The sequence below is a fragment of the Pseudomonas sp. FW305-7 genome (assembly GCF_058786735.1).
Genome location: NZ_JBYSZA010000018.1, coordinates 113,439 through 135,540, shown reverse-complemented (window position 1 = coordinate 135,540; position 22,102 = coordinate 113,439). Strand labels below are relative to the sequence as shown.

Genomic DNA, 22,102 nt, shown 5'->3' with positions numbered 1-22,102 from the left:
CCCTCCCCCAATCCCCGTATAATCGCCGTCTTTTTCCCGAAGGCACCCCGCTCGTGGCAGACAAACGTTACAGCTGCATTGGTTTGTACAACCCCAAGTCACCGGAGAACGTCGGTTCGGTGATGCGCGCCGCAGGCTGTTACGGCGTGGCGTCGGTGTTCTACACCGGCAAGCGCTATGAACGCGCCGCCGATTTCGTCACCGATACCAAACGCGTGCACTACGACATCCCGTTGATCGGCATCGATGATCTGAAAAAGATCCTCCCGCTAAACTGCGTGCCCGTCGCCGTAGAACTGGTCGAAGGCGCCCGTCCGTTGCCGGAATACACCCACCCTGATCGCGCGCTGTACATCTTCGGTCCCGAAGACGGCTCGCTGGACAAAGAGATTCGCGACTGGTGCGAAGACGTCGTGTACATCCCGACCACGGGCTGCATGAACCTCGCCGCCACGGTCAACGTCGTGCTCTACGACCGCATGGCCAAGGGCCTGAATACCCGCTCCGGGCCGAAATTCCGCTGAAGCGTCGCACATCCGATGGAACAAGCGGACCGCTCTGGCAGTCAGCTTGTTTATCCATTACTCATTGCCTGGAGAAAGATCATGAGCGAACTCAAACGTGTCGAGCGTATCGAATCCACCCCGTTCCAGAGCCGTTCCGAGCAGAACGTGGAAGGCTGGGAGCGCATCGGATCCTTGGCCGGCGGCGTGATCATGGTCGGCAAGGGCCTGCGCCGTGGCGGGGTGTTCGGGTTGATTCAGGTGGCGATTGGCGGCGTGGCCATGGCTCGCGGGATTACCGGGCACAGTTCGGTGAAAAGCCTGTACGAGAAAAGCCGTCAGGACATGAACAACGTGCGGGCGAAGATCGAGCGGGCGGGTGAAGAACTGAGCAAGCTGAAGGCCAATGCCGAAGCAGCGACCAGTACCGCCACCGTTACCGGCAATGATTCGGTGAAATCGCCAAAAGCCGGGGTTTGATCCAGAATTTGCTTTGGGGCTGATGACCCCATCGCTGGCAAGCCAGCTCCCACAGGTCTTGTGGTGATCACATATTTTGTGTCCGACCTAAAACACAGTGGGAGCTGGCTTGCCAGCGATGGCGGCGTTACTGAAGTAACGCGGTATCGAGGACTTTGGAAGACTCGCCGAGAACACTCCCGGCCAGTTGCACAAATTCCTTTGTACTCACCGTCCCCAAATGCATCGCCCCACGCAACACGTCATCCAGCGAACGCTTGTTGCGTGTCTTCAAACGAATCTCGCCATCCAGTTCCTGCAATACCACCACCGCTTTCGCCACCTGCGCCGGGCTGATCTGCTCGCCGCGCAAGGTTGTAACCTTCTGGCTGTCCTTGGCCAATTTCGCCTGTAACGCCTGATACCGCTCATCGCTCATACCACCGGCACGGCGCACCAGTTCGATCGCGTAATACTCGGCAAACCCTTCGCTGATCCAGTTGCTGCGCTGCTCGTCATTGATCCGGCCGAACACCTGCGCCAACTCACGCACCAAGGCACTGCTGCCGCTTTCGCTGACCAGCGGCAGGCGCGCATTGAGATAGATCGACTCGTGCGCGCCGAGGCTGCCGCGCCACATCGGGTCATTGGCGCCGACGATCAGCAACTTGGTCGGATGACGCGGATACAGCGCTTGTACCTGCGGCCAGACAAACGTCAACAACGTCAGCACGTCCATCCGCCGCATGCCCTGCCCTTGCGGCGACGCCACCGTGACCTCGGTTTCACCCAGACGCGTGCGACGGCTGCCGAGATGGCCGGCAAGCATCCAGCCCGTCGGGCGATCGAACAGACGTGAGGGATTGTCGATGCGGAACTTGTTTTTGCCGATGCGTGGCCAAGCGGTTTCGACGCTTTTCCAGCCCTCGGGCAGCTCGAATTGCAGGCGCGAGACCAGTTCGGTGCCGTCCTGTTGATCGAGCTTGGCCGACGGCACCAGTTCGTCGCCGCGCATCAACGCCCAGGTTGACGTCATACGGGTGTCGAAACTACCGCTCTTGCGGCCGTGGCTGATGCGCACGCGATAGGTCAGGCTGGCCTTGTCGCTGGTCGGACGCCAGACGCCACGGGCCTGTTTGCCGGGCGTCAGCAGCCATTGGCCGTCCGCCTTGAAGTCGCTGTAATGACTGCCGTCGCCGAGGTCGAAATCAAGGCTGCGCACCGCTTCACCTTTGGCCAGGGTCAGGCGCACTTCAGCCTGATCGCTCTGTGGCAACAGGCGTACGTGGTAATCCAGATCGACTTTCTTCGCCGCCCATGCCGGCGCGCTGAGCGCCAACAGCGCAACCATCAACGCCCGCTGCAATCCCACAGCCATACCCACTCCTTGTTGAAATCCGGATTTGCGGGCGTTTATCCCGCCCGGAAAATCAGGTGATCTTCCCAGTCATCCTCCGGCACGCTGCCCTCGGCGAGCATGCGCCCGGACTGCGAAATCCGCTCGTGGTGCACCGCGTCGCGGTCGCCGCAGACCAGGTGATGCCAGAGTGGCAGGTCCTTGCCTTCGCTGACCAGACGATAGCCGCAGGTCGGCGGCAACCATTTGAACTCTTCGGCCTGGCCCGGGGTGAGCTGGATGCAATCCGGGACAAACTTGATGCGGTTCGGGTAATCGCTGCACTGGCAGGTTTTCAGATCGAGCAGTTTGCAGGCGATGCGCGTGTAATAAACGCTGTTGTCCTCTTCATCCTCGAGTTTTTGCAGGCAGCACAGACCACAGCCGTCGCACAGCGATTCCCACTCCTCGTGATCGAGTTGATCGAGGGTTTTGCGTTTCCAGAACGGTTCGACTTTGGCGACCATGGCTCAAGCATCAACATCAGGTGGTGAAAAGGCCGCCAGTCTAGTGCCCCAGGCCTTGCGGGCCAAGCGCTGGCGACTGCCGGTTGCGCAGCACTTGTCAGTTTTTGTGACGGCGCGTAGCTTTGCCAGTCGCAGGAGCCTTGCCCGGGAGCCATTAACGCTCGACCACGTTGCATCCCGGTGAACCGACACGGCTCGGAAAACCCCATCGTTCAGCGCACTGATCCCGCCGGGTTTTCGTTCGAATCTTTTACTCAAACGTAGCAAGGAATTTCTTGATGAGTGCCAACCCTCGCGTTGCCGAATATGCCATTCACCCGCAATTCACCGACCGCTGGTCGCCCCGTGCCTTTACCGGTGAAGCGATCCCGGAAGAAACCCTGCTGAGCTTTTTCGAAGCGGCGCGCTGGGCGCCATCGGCCTATAACTCGCAGCCGTGGCGCTTTCTGTACGCACGTCGCGATACGCCGAACTGGGAGCGTTTTCTGGGGCTGCTGAACGAATTCAACCGTGGCTGGGCGCAGCACGCTTCGGCCCTGGTGATCGTGATCTCGAAAACCACCTTCGCCGTGCCGGGCGCCACTGAAGAAACGCCAGCGCTGTGGAGCACCTTCGACACCGGTTCGGCGTGGGGTCATCTGGCGCTGCAAGCCAGCATCAGCGGCTGGCATACCCATGGCATGGCCGGCTTCGATCAGGATCTGACGCGCAAAGAGCTGAACATTCCTGAGGGTTATGCGCTGCATGCGGCAGTGGCCGTCGGCAAACTTGGCGACAAATCGACGCTGGCGGATTACCTGCAAGCGCGTGAGGAGCCGAGCCCGCGTCGCCCGTTGAGCGAACTCGCGGCAGAAGGCGACTTCACCCTGTAAGCCACAACGCAAAAAAACTGTAGGAGTGAGCCTGCTCGCGATGAGGCCGTATCAGTCGACATTAATGTTGTCTGACACACCGCTATCGCGAGCAGGCTCACTCCTGCATTGTTTGCGTGAATCAGTAACCGCGGTTGAAATCCACTTCCCCGCGCAACGCTTCACCCGCCTGATACGCCCGCAGATTCTCGACAAACAACTGCACCATCAACGCCGGTGAAGTCGGTGCCGAGCTGTGACCGGTCAACAGCAAACCCCAGGCCGTCCAGAACGGATGACGTTGCGGCAACGGTTCCTGACGGCAGACGTCGATCACCGCGCCCGCCAGATGCCCTTCCTTCAAGGCCTCCACCAGATCCGCATCAACCACCGCCACACCGCGCCCGACGTTGATGAACAACCCGGTCGGCTTGAATTGCTTGAACAGCGCCGCGTCGTAGATATCGTGGGTGTGTTCGGTGTTCGGCAGCAGGTTGACCACGTAATCGACCTCGCCCACCAGACGCGGCAGATCCGCCATCGAGCCGACTTCAACGAACGGTGCCTGCTCACGGGCGCTGCTGGCGATACCGTACAGTTCGACGCCGAACGGCAACAGGAACTGCGCAACGCTCTGGCCGATGTCACCGGTGCCGACGATCAGCACCTTGCGTCCGACCAGGCTCTGGCCGGTGCGGTTGTCCCATTTGCGCTCGACCTGGCTGACCAGCCGCGCCAGCACTTCGCGTTCGTGGCCGAGCATGTAAGTCAGCACGTATTCGGCCATCACCTGGCCAAAAATCCCCACCGCGCGGGTCAAGCGGTAATCCCGACGCAAGCCATCAGCGAGCAGCGGCGTGATGCCGGCCCAGGTCGATTGCAGCCATTGCGGTTGATGGCCCTGGCGCAACAGGGTCGCGAGCAGATCCGGTTGCCCCAGCCACACCGGGCAATCGGCGGCCTGACGGGCCAGTTCAGCGGAGTCGCCGCTGGTCAATACTTCAAGCTCCGGCGCTGCCTGACGCAGCAGCCGGGCGTATATCGCGTGGTCGTGTTCAGCAATCAGAACGCGCATCTTCAAACCTTTCGCAAACCGTGCAGACAGCCGCCGCTTTCAGGGCGGCCATCGCGGTAAAAACAGTTCCAGGGTTAACAGAGGCCCAGAACAGGGCCTCGCCGATCAGACCGGGTCGTTGCGGCGCAGCAACTCTTCGGGCAAATGCTCGATGTACTCGTCCTCGGCCGGTGGCATTTGCAGGTGATAGCCCTGCTTGTCGAGGTTTTCCAGGACCACGACGATGTCCTCACTGGCCAGTTTGCGCTCAGGCGTCAACACCAGACTGAAGGAAAATATGGCTTTGCCGAAAGCCGCCATCAACGCCTCGGGCACGCGTTCCAATTCATCGCTCTTGAGCACATAGAGGTACATGCCTTTGCGCTTCGAGCTTTGGTAAATAGAGCAAATACGTTTCAAGGCTGTTCTCCGGCGGTGGCCAGGCTGTCGAGCAGCTTCTGGCCCATGAGTTCGCGGCGCCAGCCACGCAACGACTCAGGCAATTGGTAAGGACCCTCGGGGTAGCCGCTTTTGACCAGCGCTTCGAGGGTTTTCTTGCGCAGCATCAGCTCTGGGGCAATGCCCAGACGCTCGGCCTCAGCCTGGCCCAATGCGCGCAGTTGTTTGATCAACGCTGCCGCTTCGATCGGCAATGGCTCTGCTACAGCAGGCGGCCATTGATCAGGCCCCACACTGCCAGAGCGTTTGATCAGATCAAGCAGAAATTGACCGTCCTGACGCACGGTACGCGGGTGCATGTCTTCGATCTTGCCCAGCGCGGCGAGGTTGTCCGGTTGGGTACGCGCCAGCGGCCACAGCGAATGCTCGCGAACGATGCGGTTGCGTGGCAGATCGCGGGCACGGGCTTCTTTTTCACGCCAGGCGCACAGTTCACGCAGCACAGCCAACTGGGCGCGAGACAGTTTCCACGCCAGTTTGGCCTCGCGATAAACCTCGTAAGGGTCGGTTTCGCGACGCAGGTTGGCGACCAGTTCGGCGCCGTCTTCCAACACCCAGGCGAATTTGTCGTCAGACAGTTTCGGCCGCAGCTGGACGAAAACCTCCGCCAGATGCACGGCATCTTCGGCGGCGTAGCTGATTTGCGTGTCGGACAACGGACGCTGCAGCCAGTCGGAGCGGGTTTCGCCTTTCGGCAGTTCGATGCCGAGCACTTCCTGCACCAGTCGCGAATAGCCCATCGAGAACCCTAGGTTCAGATAGGCAGCGGCCAATTGCGTGTCGAACATCGGCGCCGGCAGGCTGCCGGTCAGGCGCAACAGGACTTCGAGGTCTTCGCTGCACGCGTGCAGGACTTTGAGCACTGCCGGGTTTTCCAGCAATGCGGCCAGCGGTTGCCAGGCATTGATGGTCAGCGGATCTATCAGGTAGGCGCGTTTGCCGTCGCCGACCTGCAACAGGCCGGCAATCGGGTAAAAGGTGTCGACCCGCATGAATTCGGTGTCGAGGGCCACGAAAGGCAGCTGCTGCCACTCAGCGCAAAATTGCGCGAGGCTTTCGTTGTCGCGAATCCAGTGAATATCGATGGCCACACGGCTCTCCCTTGAAGAATGGCGCGCAGTATATATCGCCACTGGCGATTTACGCGCCTGCGAAGGGCAAGAGCTGTAACGAAATGTCCTGCCAAAGAGCAAGAATAGTCTGACAGAGGAAACGGACAGGCCCGTCGGGTCAGAACGACGGGCCCTAAACGGCTCAGTCCTTGGCCAGCACGCCGTCAATCACCGCGCCACGGCATCCGGCAAACAGGTCCAGATCCGGCTGATAGACCTTGCTGCGCACCTCCAGCAGACCAAGCATCGAGTGGAACAGATTGTCCTGACTCAACGGTTTGTCACGACTCATTTGCAGGCAATGGGTGTCGACCGAATAAGCCTTTTGATAGTTGTCGGAGAACCACGCGAGCATCGCCACATGCTTTTGTTGCTCGGGTGCCAGCATGTAAGGCGTGCCATGCAGGAACAAGTTGTACTCGCCCAGCGACTCACCGTGATCAGACAGATACAACATCGCCGTATCGACTTTGTCCTGATTGTTGCGCAACACATCGATCAGGCTCGACAGCACATGATCGGTATAGACCAGGGTGTTGTCGTAACCGTTGACGATACTTTCGCGGCTGCAATTGTTCAGCGCGTTACTTTCACAGACCGGCGTGAAGTGCTCGTATTCCTTTGGATAACGCTTGAAGTATTCCGGGCCGTGACTACCCATCTGATGCAGGACCAGCACGGTGTCCTTGTCCAGATGATCGATAAAGCCTTGCAGACCTTGCAGCAGGATTTCGTCGCGGCACTCACTGTTGGCGCACAGCGTCGGGTCCTTCAAGTTGCTGACATCCTGCACGGTGACTCGATCACAGGTGCCTTTGCAGCCGGACTGGTTATCACGCCAGATCACGTCGATGCCGGCACGCTTGAGCACGTCGAGCAGGCCTTCTTCGTTCTTCGCCTTGCTGGCGTCGTAATCCTTGCGGCCCATGTTGGAAAACATGCACGGTACCGAGACCGCGGTTTCAGTGCCGCAGGAATGCACATCGGTGAAAGCGATCAGCCCGGCTTCCTTGTCCAGTTTCGGCGTGGTGTCCCGGCCATAACCGAGGATGCCGAAGTTCTCTGCACGGGCACTTTCCCCCACCACCAGTACGGTCAGGGATTTGCGCGGCTGGACTTTCAGATCCGGGTTGCGTTGTGCGTCTTCGCCAATTTTCACGAACGGTTGCTGCGCCGAGACGACCTGCTCCCGCAGGTAACCGGCCGACGCGCCAATGTAGTTGCTCGGCACGAGCATCAGGCGCAGTTCATGGTGATTACGAAACAGCGAAGACAATCCCTGATAGTTGGCCAGCGCCACACCACCGATGACCGCGACCGAGGCCACACTGACGATAACTTTACTGAGCAGTTCGTGATGCCAGCGACGATAGTTGACTGGAACTTTCCATAACAACCACGACGGTAAAACGCCTAACAACAAGACATACATAAACAGCTTCAACGACAACAAGTCACGCACTTCCGTGACATTGGTTTCAGCGAAGTTACGAAACATGCCCGCATCAATCATCACGCCATACTGGCTCATGAAATAAGCCACGCCGGCGCTGATCAAGAACATCAAAGTCAGGATGGGTTTAAGCAGCGGACGAAAGGCCAGAAAAGTCAGCACGATGTTGAACGCTGCAAAGATCATCACGGCGAAAGCCACGCGCATGGCGATGCCTTTGCCATCCGCCGCAGTAATCTCGAACAAATGCTGCCAGAGCACAAAGTTGAAACCGAGCAAAAGAAAGGCACTGGCAATCAACGTCACCCATTCCGGGCGCACGGTTTTTAACTTCAACATAGAGGTGGGCAATTCCTGAAAAGAAGCGCCTGGGTTAATTGTGAAAAATTCATTAACCGAGGCATAACAAACTTTAGGCAGGCAACCATCAATTTTTTGTGAAAAAGACGCCAACGATTAGTTGGCAGATGGCTATAACTGAAAACTTGTGAAGTATTTGAGAATGATTCAGCTCTGGTTAAGTTTTGGACCAGACACTTTTCTGTGGGAGCGAGCTTGCTCGCGAAGAGGTCGGCACATTCCGCACTGAGGGTGACCGCCCCACCGCTTTCGGGAGCAAGCCCCCTCCCACAAGGAGAGAAGTGCTATCGACTTTTTAAATACTGCTCGGGATTTTCTGGTTTGTCCGGTGCGACAGCCGGGCGCCTAATTGTCAGCCTCTCGCTCATAGGTCTGAAGATGGAAAACGTCCGCACCACCGCCCGCCCCGCTCTCTGGCTGATGCTCGCCATCATTCTGGTCGCGCTTAATCTGCGTCCATCGATGGCCGCGGTCGGGCCGTTGCTCTCGGCCATTCGCGGCGATATCCCGTTGAGTTACAGCCTCGCGTCGCTGCTGACCATGCTGCCGGTGATGGCCATGGGCATGGCGATGTTTTTCGGCATTAGCATCAGTCAGCGTCTGGGTGAGCAGCGCACGGTGCTGCTGTCGCTGCTGATCATCGGGTTGGCAACACTGGCGCGGCTGTTTGTCGATTCTGCGGCGGAGCTGATTATCAGCGCGGTGCTGGCGGGAATCGGCATCGCGCTGATTCAGGCGTTGATGCCGGCGCTGATAAAAGCACGTTTCCCGGACAACGTGGCGCTGTGCATGGGCTTGTACGTGACCTCGATCATGGGCGGCGCGGCCCTTGCCGCCTCGTTCGCCCCACTGGTGATGGTGCAAACCGGAAGCTGGCGCGTAGGGTTGGCCATTTGGACAGCGCTGGCGTTGTTCGCCTTGCTGTTCTGGTGGTCACAACGCAGCCATCTGCCAAACGCCGTCAGCGCTGCCGCGAAGAAAGAATCGTTTTTCGCCAATTCCCGCGCCTGGTTACTCGCGGTCTTCTTCGGTCTGGGGACGGCGTCCTACACCTGTGTGCTCGCCTGGTTGGCGCCGTACTACGTTGAAAAAGGCTGGAGTGAACAGAACGCCGGTCTGCTGTTGGGTTTTCTGACGGCCATGGAGGTGATTTCCGGCCTGGTGGTTCCGGCCATTGCCAATCGCAGTCGTGACCGGCGCGTGGTGTTGATGGCGCTGCTCGGATTGATCATCGCCGGCTTCTGCGGGTTGATCCTCAGCCCAGACCATCTCAGCCTGCTGTGGCCCTGTCTGCTGGGGCTGGGTATTGGCGGACTGTTTCCGATGAGCCTGATCGTCTCGCTCGACCACCTCGACAATCCACAGCGTGCCGGCGGCCTTACCGCTTTCGTGCAAGGCATTGGTTATCTGATTGCCGGCCTCTCCCCTCTTCTGGCGGGGATGGTTCGCGATCAACTCGGCAGCTTCGAATGGGCGTGGTGGTCGCTGACGGCGGTGATGGTGGTCATGCTGCTGATGGTGCTGCGCTTTGATCCGCGACATTACACGCAGCATATTCGATGATCGCAGAAGCCCATGAGCTAGAGGCCTCTGGCCATCTTTGCGCGGATTATTCAGCGACGTCGTGTTGCTAAAACTTTCTGTCCCACAACTGTCCGTGAAATGTCCTACAGGGGTTTCTCCTAGCACTATCGTTCCGTTAGGATCGTTCGCACACGTTTGCGCGGATTCAGCGCAAGGAGCACAGCGAGACAGTACGGATGCTGAACAGTAACTTGCTTCGAAAGCTCGACATGCAGGACCTCATGGTGTTTATCGCCGTGTATGAGCAGAGCAGCGTCACCGATGTGTCGGAAACGCTGTTCGTCAGTCAATCCACCGTCAGTTATTGCCTGAAAAAACTGCGTACCAGTTTCGAAGACGAGCTGTTCATCAACACCCGTACCGGCATGCGCCCGACCTACAAGGCCTGCAGCATGTACGGCCATGTGCAGAAAATCCTCGAAAGTATCAACCTGTGCCACGCCGGTGCCCCGGCATTCGATCCGAGCCGGCAAGCCGTCACCTTCAACATCTGCGCCCCGGAGTACTTCGAGCAACTGATCCTGCCGCGTCTGTTGAAGCGTTTCGACTACGATGACTTGCCGGTGATGGTCAACATGCACAAGTTCGAAACCGACGTGCCGGCCGATGAACTTCGCGACGGCAGTCTCGACCTGGTGATCAGTTTCGGCCCGAACTTTCACCGCAATCACGCAGACCTGAAGTCGCGGATGCTGCTCGAAGATGATCTGGTCTGCGTCTTCGATAAACGTGCCACACCACTGGAACCACGCCTGAGCCTGCAAGCCTTCACCGAACGCCGGCATGTCTTTCCGACACCCTGGACGTCCACCACCAACATGGTCGATGGCTGGCTGGCACGGCAGGCGCAGAAACGTCAGATCGTGGCGCGCTCCAACAGCTATAGCGCCGCACTGAAAATGATTACCGGCACCGATTTCATCCTCACCCTGCCCCGGCGCATCCAGCGTTTACTGACCAAAGAAGCCATCTTCAATCACTGTGAGGCGCCGAATGGCCTGCCGGGGTTCACCCTCGACATGCAATGGAGCCAGCACGCCGACCATGACAGCGCCAACATCTGGCTGCGCGAGCAAGTGATCAAGGTGTGCAGCGAACTGGAAGCCGCCTGAAGCTTCACCAATGCCGGTTTTGCAAATCCCTGCAGGCGCTGTCGCGCCTGACTGCAGTGATTTCAAGGCGCGGTGAGGGGGCGCTCGCTCATGAACGCTTCCAGCCGCGAACGTAACCAGCGTTCGGCCGGGTCGCTGTCGACGTGACTGAGCCAGACCATCGATAGATCGAGCATCGGCGTCTTGAAAGGAAACGGCTCTTTGAACAGCAATCCGGACGCAGCCATGGCCTCGGCGGTGTAATCCGGCAGACTGGCAATCAGATCCGTCCCGGCCAACAAGGCAGGCAATGCGCTGTATTGCGGCACTGACAACACGACCTGCCGGGTGCGACCGAGTTCGGCGAGCCACTCGTCAGCGTAACCACTGATGTTCGCCGTGTGGGAAACCAGCACATGGGGGCGCGAGCAGTATTCATCGAGGGTCAACGGTGAGTCGGATGCATCGGCACGCAGGATACTCGGCTGGATATGCCGCAGCAGTTTGCGTTTGGCATTGGCCGGTAGACCACGGGTCTGGCTGATACCCACGGTGATATCACCCGCTGCGAGCAAGTCGGGAATCCGCCAGTAATCGACGTGTTGCACCACAAACACGACTTTCGGCGCTTCCTGGCGCAGGGCACGCAGCAAGGGTGGCAGCAGGCCGAACTCGACGTCATCGGACAAGCCGATACGAAAGGTCATGTTGCTGACAGCAGGATCGAAATTGTGCGTCAGGCTCAGCGCGACGGACAGCGAATCGAGCGCCGGCGAGAGATGACGAAACAGTTCTTCGGCACGGGCCGTAGGCTCCATGCGATGGCCGACGCGGATAAACAATGGATCGTTGAACATCGAGCGCAAGCGATTGAGCGCCGAGCTGATGGTCGGCTGGCCGAGAAAAAGCTTTTCCGCCGCCCGGGTCACATTGCGTTCGAGCATCAAGGTCTCGAACACCACCATCAGGTTGATGTCAGCCTTGCGCAGTTCATTTCGATTCATCCATTGCTCCCCTGATCCCCAGACTGGAGGCAGTGTAGAAAGTCCTTGGGCCTGGCGTCCATCAGCATCCACACAGTGTTTCAGCGCTTAGTGGACGGTCAGCGTTTTCAACCCCAGCCCCATGACCCGCGCATCATCATTCAAGCCCAGCTGTTGCGGGCTGACGGCATCGGGCAGATGCAACTGAAGTTTCAGCAGACCCTCCTTGCCCAACGTCTCGCGGATGGCCGTACTGAGCGGAATTTCCAGCCGGTTGTCTTGCACCTGCGTCAGACGCGTCGACAACACCTGTTCACCATTGATGCTGACGATGACCCGCTGGGTAAGACCTGGCGGCATCACGAATGCCAGTGCCTCCAGCACGATCACTTGGGTATCCGGCTTCACCCGCAGGGTGATTTCAGCCTCCGTCCCTTCGCTCCAGGTACCCCAGGTTTCAGGCGCCGCCCAGCCCTTGGTCAGCTGTCGGCTTTTACGATTGAATGTCTGCACCAGCCCTGACTGGCTGGACGGAATCGAGGACATTGCCCGCCCCTCATCAACCATCGCCAGGCATTGATTGCAGTGTTTCCAGCCCGGTGCCAATACAACAAAATCGTCTACGCGGGTCAGCAGGTCAGTGTCGCTGTGCACACTGTTGATGGCCGCGTCCAACGCCTCATCATCAATGATGTACAGCGAGTCGGCCTCGTAATCGCCCGTCGCCAGCCTGCGCTGCGCATCGAGCCGGGTGCGTTCGAGGACAGAAGGACTCATGCGCCCCATGTACACGGCATCGGTCTGCAATCGATGAGCAGCGGCGAAATCGGCGATGGCCTGCCACTGATCGGGCTGATTTTTCGGGATCATCGCGCGGATATTCTTGTAATGAGCCGCGGCGCTGTCCCAGAAAGGATCATGCATGGGGCTGGCCCAGGTGGATGTCGGTGGCAGCATTTTCGCCGCCCGCAAACTCGCCCAGGCGATGCGGGTATCCACCACTTGCACCACCAGCGCCAGTGCCAGCAAACCGATGGCGGTACGCGTTCGATAGCCCCGCACGACGAAGAACACCAGCAACACGACGATGGCGTAAAACACCGGCCAGAACATGCGACCCGAGGCGCGAAAAATACTCGCCAGACGCTCTAGGATTTTGGGTAGCGGATAGCTGAACGTGTGCGTGCCCCAACCGATCTGGTTCGACAGTGCGAACAGGGTCAATCCCAGCATCGCCAACACCAGACAGGGCCGGCTGCGCAGCAGCGCCTTCAAGGAAATGCCGCTTCTGAACCAGGCGATGCTCGCCAATGGCAGCAATAACAGAACCCCGAGGCCCAGATAATTGAAGCCTTCATAATCGCCGCCGCCGTTGGCAAGGTTTGGCAGAACATATGACCAGCCATCCGAATCGACCAGGGACAGCAGATTCATTCGATACCAGCCAAACCCGCCACCGCCCGCGCCGTCGACAATGCTGAAATACCCGGCTTGCCAGCAGCACACGCTGACCAGGGCAAACAGACTGGCGAACTCGATCAGGCCCTGACGTCGGGTCAGTTTGCCGACCCACAGTTTGCCAAGCACATCCGCCACCCAGATCAGCGCCACCATCACCAATAGATACGCATGCACCAGTGCCGTGGCGGCCAGCAATGTGCCCCATGCCAGGCGCCGCCGTTGGAGCATCGACTGCAGCGCCAGGTAAAGGGCCGCCAGAATCAGGAAGTGTCCGGCCAGGGACAAGTGCCCTCCGGTACGAAGAAACATCGGCGGAGAAAACACCAACAGCCCCGCGCCCAGCAGTCGAAGCACGGGGTTATCAGTCATCAACCCGAGCAATTGCCAGGCAAACCAGGCCTGCAAAACGAAACAGGCCAGCAACCAGATTCCGAAATACTGAAAGGTGTCCGGCAACCAGCCACTGAACGGTTTGAACAGCAGCGCCATCAGTGGATTGGAGTCAGAAAAGATGATCGCGCTGCCCAGCTCCAACCCATACGACGGGTTGAGCCCGAGCGGAAACGTCCAGGGCGAATGACGGAAATTCACCCAACCCAAATAATGCGTTGCCGGATCACCGTCCTTCAACCAAGCGATGTTCTGCGGATCCAGCGCCTGTGGACCGATCACCAGGAAGAACACCAGCACACCCAGCAGGATCGGTAGCAACGCGAGGGCCGGATGGGTGTTCGAAACCTTCATCGATACGTCCAGAAGTTATGCAGCACAAAAGTGAATGCCGGAATCGTCAGCGCCACCGCACCGATGCCCAACAGATAGTGGAGCCCGGCCATTTGCGCAGCCCAGGCAACCAACATCGCCAACAAAAACCCACCCAGCGACACCAGCAGAAAACGCATCAGGGTTCTGCCATGCAGCCGGGCCGAGAAACTCCAGGTGGTGTTGATCACGTAGGAAACGACGGTCGCGACGGCAAAAGCCACGCCGTTGGCAAGCGGTGGCTGAGGGGCGATGAAATTGATGAACAGCACCGCGACCAGGGCATGCAAGCCAGTGACGAAAATCCCGGTCAAGGCAAAACGCAAACCGCGCTGGATCAACAGGGATTTTTCCGCTGAGGTCACGGTTTTTGCGCCAGCACAAAAACGCTCAAACCAGCGAGGCGATTGATGCCCATCAATGGCAGCTCCAGGCTGCAAAGGGCCTTGAGCACCGAGTTCACCAGCGGGTGATGACGCTTGAGCTGCGAGCGTGGCGTTGCAGTCTGCGGGCCCTGTGGCAGCAAACGCAGTGCCGCCGCAATCGGGAACACCGCGCCGAAATAATAGGCACCACGCTGCACCGTCAGGCCGGCATCGCGAGCCAGTGTCTCGAACTGTGCCAGGGTGTAGCGGCGCTTGTGTTCAAGAAAGTCGTCGTGGCCGCTCCAGAGAAACTGGAACGCCGGCACCGTCATCAGAAAGCGGCTGCCGGGCGGCACTTTGTCGACGTATTCCCTGAGCAGACCGAGGTCGTCATCGACGTGTTCAAGGACATCCATCAGCAGCACGAGATCGGCGTCAATGGTTTCGATGCCGCGCCGGTAATGCACCGGTTTGCCGGTGGTGGTTGCATCTGAATCAACGGGGTAGCTGATATCCACGCACCAGGCCTCACGCGCATCGGTCTGGCTCAACAGATGATGGGAGAAAAACCCGGAACCGGCGCCCACATCGAGAATCCGCTTGATCGGCGCATTGCCGAGCAAGCGACGGGTGGCTGCCGCTTTGGAGCAGTAATACCAATGCTCGCCGATGCTGTCGCCGAGGATGTCGGTTTCCTTGAGATCCATGTGTCAGTCCTTGGGGTCGTAGACGCGACGCACCAGATAAACCGGCCGGCGTTTGGATTCGATATAAGTGCGGCCCAGGTACTCGCCGAGCACACCGATGCCAATCAATTGCAGGCCGCCAAGGAACGTGACCGCGACCATCAGCGAGGCGTAACCAGGCATGTCGACACCGTGGACCAGCGTACGCACCACGATAAAAATGGCGAAGGCAAACGACACCAGCGACACCAGTGCCCCGATGTACGTCCAGATCCGCAACGGTTCGGTGCTGAAACTGGTGATGCCTTCCAGGGCAAAATTCCACAGCCGCCAGCCGTTGAACTTGCTGTGCCCGGCCACGCGCTCGGGGCGCTCGTAATCAACGTGAGTGGTGCGGAATCCGACCCAGGCGAACAAGCCTTTCATGAAGCGTCGGGACTCCGGCAAGGTCAGCAACGCATCGACCACACAACGATCCATCAGGCGGAAGTCGCCGACGTTCTCCGGCAATGGCTGTTCGGCGATTTTATTGTGCAGGCGATAGAACCAGTGCGCCGAGGTCTGCTTGGCCCAGGTATCGCTGCGGCGACTGATGCGATGGCCCAGCACCACTTCGTAGCCTTCCCGCCAGCGCTCAATCATTTGCAGGATCACTTCAGGCGGATCCTGCAGATCGGCATCGATCGGCACCACGATCCGCCCCGTCGCCATTTGCAGACCGGCAGACAACGCCGCCTCTTTGCCGAAGTTGCGACTCAGATCGACGATGCGCAGGCGCGAGTCTCGCTGCTGGCGCTCAAGTAAACGCTGCAGCGTGGTATCAGTGCTGCCGTCATTGACGAACACCAGTTCAAGGTCAATTGACGGTTGGGTCTGAAAGACCTCATCTATGCGCAGGAGAAACGTGTCGAGACTGTCCTCCTCGTTAAAAACGGGGACAACCAGCGATAACGTCACCCGAACGGCCTGTTGCGTTCCGTGCTCAGTCAAAGGAGTGCTCTTTTTATAGTGTTTGTCGGTCGACGAAAGATTTTCGACGCCATGAGCCGTCCCGTATTAAGCAGTAGCGTCGACGGCGTTGCAAGGGTCAAACGGCGTCATTTCGGCCAAACCAGAGGCCTGACCCGGCGCTCTAGTCCGCACTCCTCAGAAACATCCGCGAACGATTGGAAACAAATGTCCGATAGCCAAAACACCCGCCTGCGCTAGGCTTGCGTCGATGCGCCACACAGGCTGTCGCACGCACAAATCGCATGGAGCGAACTGAATGTATTTCGAGATTTACAGGCAATCCAGAGGCACCCCAAGCACCGGCAAAGGCCAATGGCGCTGGAGGCTGCGCGCGGGCAATCACGAGACCATCGCCAGCGGCGAGTCGTATGTGAACAAGGCGGATTGTTTGCATGTGATCGCGCTGATCAAGGGTGCAACGGGAGAGACGCCGGTCAAGGAGATTTAACCGCGAGAGTCAATGCACGACTGCGTCCTACAGCCCTTTCCTTTTTTGTTCGAACCAGTGGCGAGTTATCCCAACGCCCCTACGCTGACCGGCGTATGGGGCAATCCGGCCCTGTTCCACCTGATCAATCGAACTCGAAAGGAGCCGTAAAAATGGCTAGAGACAAAGCGAAAGACGACAAGCACTTCAACTGCTCGCAAGAACACGAAGCGGACTATGTCGCCGGCCTCTACCCACATGCCAAGGACGAAGTGAAAACCTTCCTCAGCTCGGCATGCAAGGACAAGACGCTGCACAACTCGACGCATAAGGATGTGTATGAATTGATCAAACGGAAGCTGGGGCACTCGCAGCCGTGAGTGATTGATTGCGGGGAGTTTCAGACCCTGCAGACATGGAAAAGCCCACAGAGTGAATTCTGTGGGGCTTTTCCAAGGCACCGGAAATAAAAATCCCCGTAGATTTTCATCTACGGGGATTTTTCCATGTAATGACGCAGAGATAGGGATTCGAACCCCTTCTTGCGTCCCTGTATACCGCTTAAGGCCAGAAAATACAGTGGTTGCGCCCTTTGCTCATGGTCTACTGCGGTCTATGGCAGCCCTGATTCTGCCCTAATTTTGCCCTAAACATCTTCACGTCTGCCGCTGCTAGGCTTGAGTTTTCTCGAAAGGAGTCGACCCTTGCAAGGTGATTCTCTATACCCGATGTGCTGGAGGTGACGGGAGTTGACGTTTTGGAAGGAAAAGCATTCGTCATAGGTTGGCTCCAATGTTCATGAAACACTTTGAAGCTATTGAGGAAAACGCGGGCCACATCAAATAAGGTCTGTTCAAGCTGAGACGGTCGCATCTCGACTAGCTGTCAGCTGACCCGTTACGATTTCAGGATCGCCTCCGGCAAGCCCAACGACTGCCAATATTAACCCTCTCGATAGATCACTTTCGGATTTGGATTCAACCAGCCGATGCAACAGCTATGGGGTGTGAGGCTGGCGATCAGTTAATATTGAGATTTTGGATGCAGTGATGGTGTTAAAGGCAGTCCGCGATACGACCACCGCCGTTTATGGTCAATCCCAGGTCTCCAGAGGACAAGATCAAGTGCAGAACACTACTCATGAGGCGTACACACCTCTTTTACATTATAATCGACTCTTTTTTGATTCAGTAAGAGCTGAGATGTGAGCCACGTCGACCGTACAATCCCTTTAGGGGCACGTCCGAAAAATGCCGCTCAAGCCGATCAGCGAGATAAAAATGTCCGCGCTCGCAGTGCAGCCACTTTCAGCCTCTTCGAGGCTAGGTAAAGCGGGCCGTATCTCCACGCCCCGCTTTGAAGGGGGGCGAATTTTTTCGCTCAAATGGCTCGGATTTTTGTTTTAACAGGTAATCCATTTAAGAGTACAAAATGCCCATCTTTCCCTGTTTTTTATCTGTCGTTTTTGTGGTGCGAAACCAGTCAGCAAGTATTGAAAATATCCTGTCTGATGCGGCCGCTGTCATTGCGGATATCGTCAGTGATTATGAATTGATCGTGGTGGATAACGCCTCAGATGACGAAAGCATTCTGGTGTTGAAGCGACTGACCGCTGAAAACGGATTGGCCAATTTACAAGTGTATGCCTTAACCAAAGAGGTGGATGCGGATACCGCCTCGTGGGTTGGACTGGAGAATGCTCTTGGTGATTTCGTTGTCGTTGTCGATCCGTTGGCCGATGACATTAGATTTATCCCCAAAATGCTCGATCAAGCGGTCAGCGGTGCTGATGTGGTGTTTGCTAATAATGCGCAAAAGCCCGCACAGAGCCTTGCTTATCGTGGGGCTAACGCTGTGTTTCATGGCCTCTACAATCGCTTCAATGGTGTCCATCTGGCCAAGGAAGCACCGCAATACCGCATTCTAAGCAAGCGGGTGATCAATTTCATACTGCAGCATCCTCAGCCGGCGATGACCTATAGGCACCTTCCTGCAACAGGTGGATTCGCGCGTGCTTACCTGAACTACAGCTCCGCGCCGCAGACGTCTAGGCCCAAACGATTGGGCGAGAGCATCGATCGTGGCATGCGCTTGCTGGTCTCGACCACGCGCGCGCCGATGCGTTTGGTTACCTCGCTCTCCCTGTTTGGTGCCGTCGCCAACCTGGTGTACTGCGCTTATGTACTCGCGGTTGGCATTTTAAAGACCGATGTTGCGCCGGGATGGATCAGCTTTTCGCTGCAACAGTCGGGCATGTTCTTTCTGATCTCGCTCGTTCTGCTGGTCTTGGGCGAATACATTCTGAACATGGTCAGCCTGTCGAATGAGGGCCCGCTTTATCATGTAGGCCAAGAGTTCACCAGTGCCCGCATGACCCGGCTTGAAAAACTGAACATCGAAGAAGTGGTATCAGATTCAGCCGAGGCGACCCCCCCGACCATTGAACGTGTTTCCTGATGTCGCGCCTCGATTCAATTCGACCCAGTCAGGATGCCGTGATAATTGGGGGTGGGTTCTACGGTGCGGCTATCGCTGTGTATCTGGCCAAGCAACGCGGCCTTAAGCGCATCCTGCTGATTGAACGTGAGCCAGCGCTGCTGATGCGTGCCTCTTACAACAATCAGGCGCGGGTGCATAACGGCTATCACTACCCACGCAGTTTCACGACCGCTTATCGAAGTCGGGTAAACCTACCCAAATTTGTACGGGATTGGCCGCTCGCAGTGAAGCAAGACTTCACCAAACTCTACGCTATCGCCCGGCGAAACTCGAAAGTCACGGCCAGACAGTTCGAACGCTTTTGTCGGGAAATTGGGGCGGACATCCAGCCAGCAGATCCCGTATTGCGGGCCTTATTTGAACCCCGCCTGATCGAAGATGTGTATCTGGTCAAAGAATATGCGTTCGACACCACTCAGCTCGCTAGCTGGGCAACCCGCGAGCTTGAAGAAAGCGGTGTGCAGATCCACTACGACACACGGGTGACCGCGATCTCGAAAGGGGCACAGGTGCCGTTGCAGGTTGTAGCCGAGAAGAAAGGTGGGAGCCAGGAAGTAATCACCTGTCGCTATGTATTCAACTGCACCTATAGCGGCCTCAATCAGTTCAAGGGTGATTTCCCCGGTGTCAGTACCGGCCTCAAGCAAGAAATCACGGAAATGGCCCTGATGCAGATGCCCGAATCCCTCAATGGTTTGGGTATCACGGTGATGGATGGCCCGTTCTTCTCGATGATGCCTTTTCCGGCGCGTGGACTGCATACCTTGTCCCATGTTCGCTATACGCCGCACATGCACTGGAATGACCAGGCAGAGGTTGACCCTTACGAAAAACTGCGCCGTTACGAACGCGACACTCGCGTGGATCGGATGGTCAGAGACGTCGGACGGTATATTCCTGAAGTATTGAAAGCCAAACACATCGACTCGCTATTCGAGATTAAGACCGTTTTGGTGAAGAACGAGGGCGATGACGGAAGGCCAATCCTTTTTGAGAAGCACGCAGAGTTGCCAGGTTGTTATTCGGTGCTTGGCGGTAAAATTGACAATATTTATGACGTTCTTGAAACGCTTGAAGCCGAAAACATTGTTGGCGTCGATGATCAAGAAAAATCTACATTTGGAGCGGTGAATGTTTAATTCGCTTATTGGTTATTCGGGTTACGTGGGCGGCACCCTTCTTAAACAGGAAAAGTTCACATCGCTTTATCGCTCAACCAACATTGGCGATATCGATGATCAATCATTTGATACAGTAGTGTGTGCCGGTGCTCCGGCGCAGAAGTGGATCGCCAACCGGGAGCCAGAAGCGGATCGACAAAAAATCGAGGAGCTGATCGCACACCTCAAAACCATCCAGTGCAAAACCTTTGTTTTGATCAGTACTGTTGATGTCTTCAAGAATCCAATAGGCGTTGACGAGGACACCCCTGTCGATGAGTCGGGCCTGCATGCCTATGGTTTGCATCGTCGATTGCTGGAGAAATTCATCGAAGAGCATTTCCCGAACCACCTGATTGTTCGTCTGCCAGGACTGGTTGGCCCAGGTCTGCGCAAGAACGTCATCTTCGATTTTCTGAATGACAACAACCTTCAGGCAATTGATAGTCGGGGGGTGTTCCAGTTCTACCCGATGGTTAACCTTTGGTATGACATTCAAACTTCTCTCAATGCCGGTTTGAAGTTGGTTCACTTCACGGCAGAGCCCATTAGCGTGGAGAACATTTCCCAACAGGGTTTCGGTAGATCCTTCACCCATACCTTGGCAAACCCCGCTGCGTCCTATGACCTGCGGACCAAGCACGCCCAAGTATTTGGTGCTTCGGGCGGCTATCAATATAGCGCCCGCGAAACAATTCTGGCGGTCAGGGCCTACGCGCAGTCCGAGCCGCTGACGATTAAAGCCGATGCGGGGATGAGCGCATGAGGTTGGCGATTTCCAATATTGCGTGGGACACCGACGAAGATGAAGCGGTCGCTACGCTGCTTCAGCGGTTTGCGGTTGATGCAATAGATATCGCACCTGGCAAGTATTTTCCAGAACCAGTCAAAGCTACGAATGAGGACATTGCTCAAGTCAAAGACTGGTGGGCTGAGCGCGGGATCGAGATCACCGGCATGCAAGCCCTGTTGTTTGGCACCACGGGGCTAAACGTCTTTGGGTCTGCTGAAACCCAGGCTGCCCTGCTAACGCATTTGGCGGCCATATGCCGTATCGGCGCTGTCCTGGGGGCGACTCGGGTGGTCTTTGGGTCCCCGAAGAATCGAGATCGCAGCGGCTTGAATGATCAAGAGGCTTTGGACATCGCGATTCCTTTTTTCCGGCAGCTAGGAGATATCGCTCAGGCTTGCGGGGTGACTATCTGTCTTGAGCCCAACCCAACCTGTTACGGCGCCAACTTTATGACCACCAGCGCGGAAACCGCCGATGTGGTGAAGCGCGTTGCGCATCCAGCCATCCGGATGCAGCTAGACACTGGTGCGCTCACTATTAACGGCGAGAATCCTCTCGTGGTCTTACACGACTGCGCCCCGCTGATAGGGCATGTACATGCCAGCGAACCCGACCTATTGCCTTTGGGCGATGGTGGTACTGAGCATGGACAAATGGCTGCCGCCCTGAAGCAGTACCTGCCTACTCATGTGGTCTCCATCGAGATGGTGGCGACCAAGGAGGAGTCGCATTTGGTGTCGATGGAACGAGCTCTTCAGGTGGCGACGCAGCATTACCGCAGGGCTGGTGTTGAGGTGAACATATGAGCATGAAGTGGCTCATCCTCTTTTTAGGCATCCTCTCCAACGCTTCCGCCAGTGTTTTGGTGAAGATAGCCATGATGCCCCCGCGCAAGTTTCCGTCCCTCAGCGACCCCTTGGCCGCATTGAGTAATTGGCCATTTTGGTTGGGGCTTGGGCTATACGGCGCGGCCTTTCTGCTCTATGCCGCTGCCTTGGCGCGCCTCCCGCTGAATGTGGCACACCCGGTTCTGACCGCCGGAGCGGTAGCGACTGTCGCACTGTTTTCGGTAGTGTTTTTTCGTGAACCCTTCCACTGGACTACAGGGGCAGGGATCGTATTGGTAATTGCCGGCGTAGGGCTGATCACAGCTCGCGTGGCCTGAT

Annotated in this window: 23 protein-coding genes; 12 read left to right on the top strand and 11 right to left on the bottom strand. The window is 57.3% G+C overall.

The features are described 5' to 3' along the window. Positions 1-53 precede the first annotated feature (53 nt). Positions 54-524 (top strand): RNA methyltransferase, encoded by a 471-nt coding sequence (locus tag AC3WMT_RS20900; protein ID WP_007911337.1) that lies wholly within the window; start codon positions 54-56, stop codon positions 522-524. 81 nt (positions 525-605) lie between these two features. Then, positions 606-983, top strand: a complete 378-nt coding sequence (locus tag AC3WMT_RS20895) for a YgaP family membrane protein (RefSeq protein ID WP_103307052.1) — start codon at positions 606-608, stop codon at positions 981-983. Positions 984-1,110: 127 nt separating this feature from the next. Here the strand turns inward: AC3WMT_RS20895 and AC3WMT_RS20890 are convergent, their stop codons facing one another. Both AC3WMT_RS20890 and AC3WMT_RS20885 read right to left on the bottom strand, forming a co-directional pair. Further along, positions 1,111-2,340 (bottom strand): hypothetical protein, encoded by a 1,230-nt coding sequence (locus tag AC3WMT_RS20890; protein WP_103307053.1) that lies wholly within the window; start codon positions 2,338-2,340, stop codon positions 1,111-1,113. A gap of 35 nt (positions 2,341-2,375) precedes the next feature. Next, entirely contained in the window at positions 2,376-2,825 is a 450-nt protein-coding gene (locus tag AC3WMT_RS20885; RefSeq protein ID WP_103307054.1) for a YcgN family cysteine cluster protein, read from the bottom strand. Positions 2,826-3,103: 278 nt separating this feature from the next. Between AC3WMT_RS20885 and AC3WMT_RS20880 the strand changes: the two genes are divergently transcribed. Then, on the top strand, positions 3,104-3,697 hold the full coding sequence (locus AC3WMT_RS20880) for a nitroreductase family protein (protein WP_103307056.1): 594 nt from the start codon (positions 3,104-3,106) through the stop codon (positions 3,695-3,697). A 121-nt stretch (positions 3,698-3,818) separates the two neighbouring features. Here AC3WMT_RS20880 and AC3WMT_RS20875 read toward each other — a convergent pair whose 3' ends face one another. The 4 genes from AC3WMT_RS20875 to AC3WMT_RS20860 form a co-directional block, all read right to left on the bottom strand. Next, a complete protein-coding gene (locus AC3WMT_RS20875; RefSeq protein ID WP_103307058.1) occupies positions 3,819-4,751 on the bottom strand; it encodes a D-2-hydroxyacid dehydrogenase in 933 nt (310 codons plus the stop codon). 105 nt (positions 4,752-4,856) lie between these two features. Next, complete coding sequence (locus AC3WMT_RS20870) at positions 4,857-5,150, bottom strand: YcgL domain-containing protein (RefSeq protein ID WP_103307060.1); 294 nt, start codon at positions 5,148-5,150, stop codon at positions 4,857-4,859. Continuing rightward, entirely contained in the window at positions 5,147-6,280 is a 1,134-nt protein-coding gene (gene rnd / locus AC3WMT_RS20865; RefSeq protein ID WP_077571546.1) for a ribonuclease D, read from the bottom strand. Before rnd ends, AC3WMT_RS20870 begins: the two co-directional genes overlap by 4 nt. A gap of 163 nt (positions 6,281-6,443) precedes the next feature. Beyond that, positions 6,444-8,093, bottom strand: a complete 1,650-nt coding sequence (locus tag AC3WMT_RS20860) for a phosphoethanolamine transferase (protein ID WP_103307062.1) — start codon at positions 8,091-8,093, stop codon at positions 6,444-6,446. Positions 8,094-8,492: 399 nt separating this feature from the next. Here AC3WMT_RS20860 and AC3WMT_RS20855 point away from each other — a divergent pair, with 399 nt between their 5' ends. Continuing rightward, positions 8,493-9,677 (top strand): cyanate transporter, encoded by a 1,185-nt coding sequence (locus AC3WMT_RS20855; protein WP_103307063.1) that lies wholly within the window; start codon positions 8,493-8,495, stop codon positions 9,675-9,677. Between the two features lie 197 nt (positions 9,678-9,874). Continuing rightward, positions 9,875-10,810, top strand: a complete 936-nt coding sequence (locus AC3WMT_RS20850) for a LysR family transcriptional regulator (RefSeq protein WP_103307065.1) — start codon at positions 9,875-9,877, stop codon at positions 10,808-10,810. A gap of 62 nt (positions 10,811-10,872) precedes the next feature. Here the strand turns inward: AC3WMT_RS20850 and AC3WMT_RS20845 are convergent, their stop codons facing one another. The 5 genes from AC3WMT_RS20845 to AC3WMT_RS20825 all read right to left on the bottom strand — a co-directional run bounded on the left by AC3WMT_RS20845 (position 10,873) and on the right by AC3WMT_RS20825 (position 16,036). Next, the gene (locus AC3WMT_RS20845) at positions 10,873-11,793 is read right to left on the bottom strand and encodes a LysR substrate-binding domain-containing protein (RefSeq protein WP_103307067.1); all 921 of its coding nucleotides are present in this window, start codon (positions 11,791-11,793) and stop codon (positions 10,873-10,875) included. Positions 11,794-11,880: 87 nt separating this feature from the next. Next, complete coding sequence (locus tag AC3WMT_RS20840) at positions 11,881-13,977, bottom strand: DUF6311 domain-containing protein (RefSeq protein WP_103307068.1); 2,097 nt, start codon at positions 13,975-13,977, stop codon at positions 11,881-11,883. Further along, on the bottom strand, positions 13,974-14,360 hold the full coding sequence (locus AC3WMT_RS20835; protein ID WP_103307069.1) for a GtrA family protein: 387 nt from the start codon (positions 14,358-14,360) through the stop codon (positions 13,974-13,976). The genes AC3WMT_RS20840 and AC3WMT_RS20835 overlap by 4 nt, the downstream gene beginning before the upstream one ends. Beyond that, on the bottom strand, positions 14,357-15,067 hold the full coding sequence (locus AC3WMT_RS20830; protein WP_213027844.1) for a class I SAM-dependent methyltransferase: 711 nt from the start codon (positions 15,065-15,067) through the stop codon (positions 14,357-14,359). The genes AC3WMT_RS20835 and AC3WMT_RS20830 overlap by 4 nt, the downstream gene beginning before the upstream one ends. Positions 15,068-15,070: 3 nt before the next feature. Continuing rightward, entirely contained in the window at positions 15,071-16,036 is a 966-nt protein-coding gene (locus AC3WMT_RS20825) for a glycosyltransferase family 2 protein (protein ID WP_103307073.1), read from the bottom strand. Between the two features lie 277 nt (positions 16,037-16,313). Here AC3WMT_RS20825 and AC3WMT_RS20820 point away from each other — a divergent pair, with 277 nt between their 5' ends. The 7 genes from AC3WMT_RS20820 (at position 16,314) to AC3WMT_RS20790 (ending at position 22,101) form a co-directional block, all read left to right on the top strand. Further along, the gene (locus tag AC3WMT_RS20820) at positions 16,314-16,505 is read left to right on the top strand and encodes a YegP family protein (RefSeq protein ID WP_103307075.1); all 192 of its coding nucleotides are present in this window, start codon (positions 16,314-16,316) and stop codon (positions 16,503-16,505) included. Positions 16,506-16,657: 152 nt separating this feature from the next. Continuing rightward, positions 16,658-16,864, top strand: coding sequence for a hypothetical protein (locus AC3WMT_RS20815; RefSeq protein WP_103307076.1), 207 nt, complete (start codon positions 16,658-16,660; stop codon positions 16,862-16,864). Positions 16,865-17,915: 1,051 nt separating this feature from the next. Beyond that, a complete protein-coding gene (locus AC3WMT_RS20810) occupies positions 17,916-18,941 on the top strand; it encodes a glycosyltransferase (protein WP_103307077.1) in 1,026 nt (341 codons plus the stop codon). Next, the gene (locus AC3WMT_RS20805; protein WP_103307078.1) at positions 18,941-20,122 is read left to right on the top strand and encodes an NAD(P)/FAD-dependent oxidoreductase; all 1,182 of its coding nucleotides are present in this window, start codon (positions 18,941-18,943) and stop codon (positions 20,120-20,122) included. Before AC3WMT_RS20810 ends, AC3WMT_RS20805 begins: the two co-directional genes overlap by 1 nt. Next, complete coding sequence (locus AC3WMT_RS20800; protein ID WP_103307079.1) at positions 20,115-20,909, top strand: NAD-dependent epimerase/dehydratase family protein; 795 nt, start codon at positions 20,115-20,117, stop codon at positions 20,907-20,909. The genes AC3WMT_RS20805 and AC3WMT_RS20800 overlap by 8 nt, the downstream gene beginning before the upstream one ends. Continuing rightward, positions 20,906-21,742 carry a sugar phosphate isomerase/epimerase family protein gene (locus tag AC3WMT_RS20795; protein ID WP_103307081.1) on the top strand — a complete coding sequence of 279 codons (837 nt, stop codon included), beginning with the start codon at positions 20,906-20,908 and terminating at the stop codon, positions 21,740-21,742. Before AC3WMT_RS20800 ends, AC3WMT_RS20795 begins: the two co-directional genes overlap by 4 nt. 2 nt (positions 21,743-21,744) lie before the next feature. Continuing rightward, a complete protein-coding gene (locus AC3WMT_RS20790; RefSeq protein WP_103307103.1) occupies positions 21,745-22,101 on the top strand; it encodes an SMR family transporter in 357 nt (118 codons plus the stop codon). Position 22,102 lies beyond the last annotated feature (1 nt).

Coding starts and splice junctions, on each gene's coding strand:
- AC3WMT_RS20895 (WP_103307052.1), top strand. CDS start 606: ATGAGCGAACTCAAACGTGTCGAGCGTATCGAATCCACCCCGTTCCAG.
- AC3WMT_RS20890 (WP_103307053.1), bottom strand. CDS start 2,340: ATGGCTGTGGGATTGCAGCGGGCGTTGATGGTTGCGCTGTTGGCGCTC.
- AC3WMT_RS20885 (WP_103307054.1), bottom strand. CDS start 2,825: ATGGTCGCCAAAGTCGAACCGTTCTGGAAACGCAAAACCCTCGATCAA.
- AC3WMT_RS20880 (WP_103307056.1), top strand. CDS start 3,104: ATGAGTGCCAACCCTCGCGTTGCCGAATATGCCATTCACCCGCAATTC.
- AC3WMT_RS20875 (WP_103307058.1), bottom strand. CDS start 4,751: ATGCGCGTTCTGATTGCTGAACACGACCACGCGATATACGCCCGGCTG.
- AC3WMT_RS20860 (WP_103307062.1), bottom strand. CDS start 8,093: ATGTTGAAGTTAAAAACCGTGCGCCCGGAATGGGTGACGTTGATTGCC.
- AC3WMT_RS20855 (WP_103307063.1), top strand. CDS start 8,493: ATGGAAAACGTCCGCACCACCGCCCGCCCCGCTCTCTGGCTGATGCTC.
- AC3WMT_RS20850 (WP_103307065.1), top strand. CDS start 9,875: ATGCTGAACAGTAACTTGCTTCGAAAGCTCGACATGCAGGACCTCATG.
- AC3WMT_RS20845 (WP_103307067.1), bottom strand. CDS start 11,793: ATGAATCGAAATGAACTGCGCAAGGCTGACATCAACCTGATGGTGGTG.
- AC3WMT_RS20840 (WP_103307068.1), bottom strand. CDS start 13,977: ATGAAGGTTTCGAACACCCATCCGGCCCTCGCGTTGCTACCGATCCTG.
- AC3WMT_RS20830 (WP_213027844.1), bottom strand. CDS start 15,067: ATGGATCTCAAGGAAACCGACATCCTCGGCGACAGCATCGGCGAGCAT.
- AC3WMT_RS20820 (WP_103307075.1), top strand. CDS start 16,314: ATGTATTTCGAGATTTACAGGCAATCCAGAGGCACCCCAAGCACCGGC.
- AC3WMT_RS20815 (WP_103307076.1), top strand. CDS start 16,658: ATGGCTAGAGACAAAGCGAAAGACGACAAGCACTTCAACTGCTCGCAA.
- AC3WMT_RS20810 (WP_103307077.1), top strand. CDS start 17,916: ATGCCCATCTTTCCCTGTTTTTTATCTGTCGTTTTTGTGGTGCGAAAC.
- AC3WMT_RS20805 (WP_103307078.1), top strand. CDS start 18,941: ATGTCGCGCCTCGATTCAATTCGACCCAGTCAGGATGCCGTGATAATT.
- AC3WMT_RS20800 (WP_103307079.1), top strand. CDS start 20,115: ATGTTTAATTCGCTTATTGGTTATTCGGGTTACGTGGGCGGCACCCTT.
- AC3WMT_RS20795 (WP_103307081.1), top strand. CDS start 20,906: ATGAGGTTGGCGATTTCCAATATTGCGTGGGACACCGACGAAGATGAA.
- AC3WMT_RS20790 (WP_103307103.1), top strand. CDS start 21,745: ATGAAGTGGCTCATCCTCTTTTTAGGCATCCTCTCCAACGCTTCCGCC.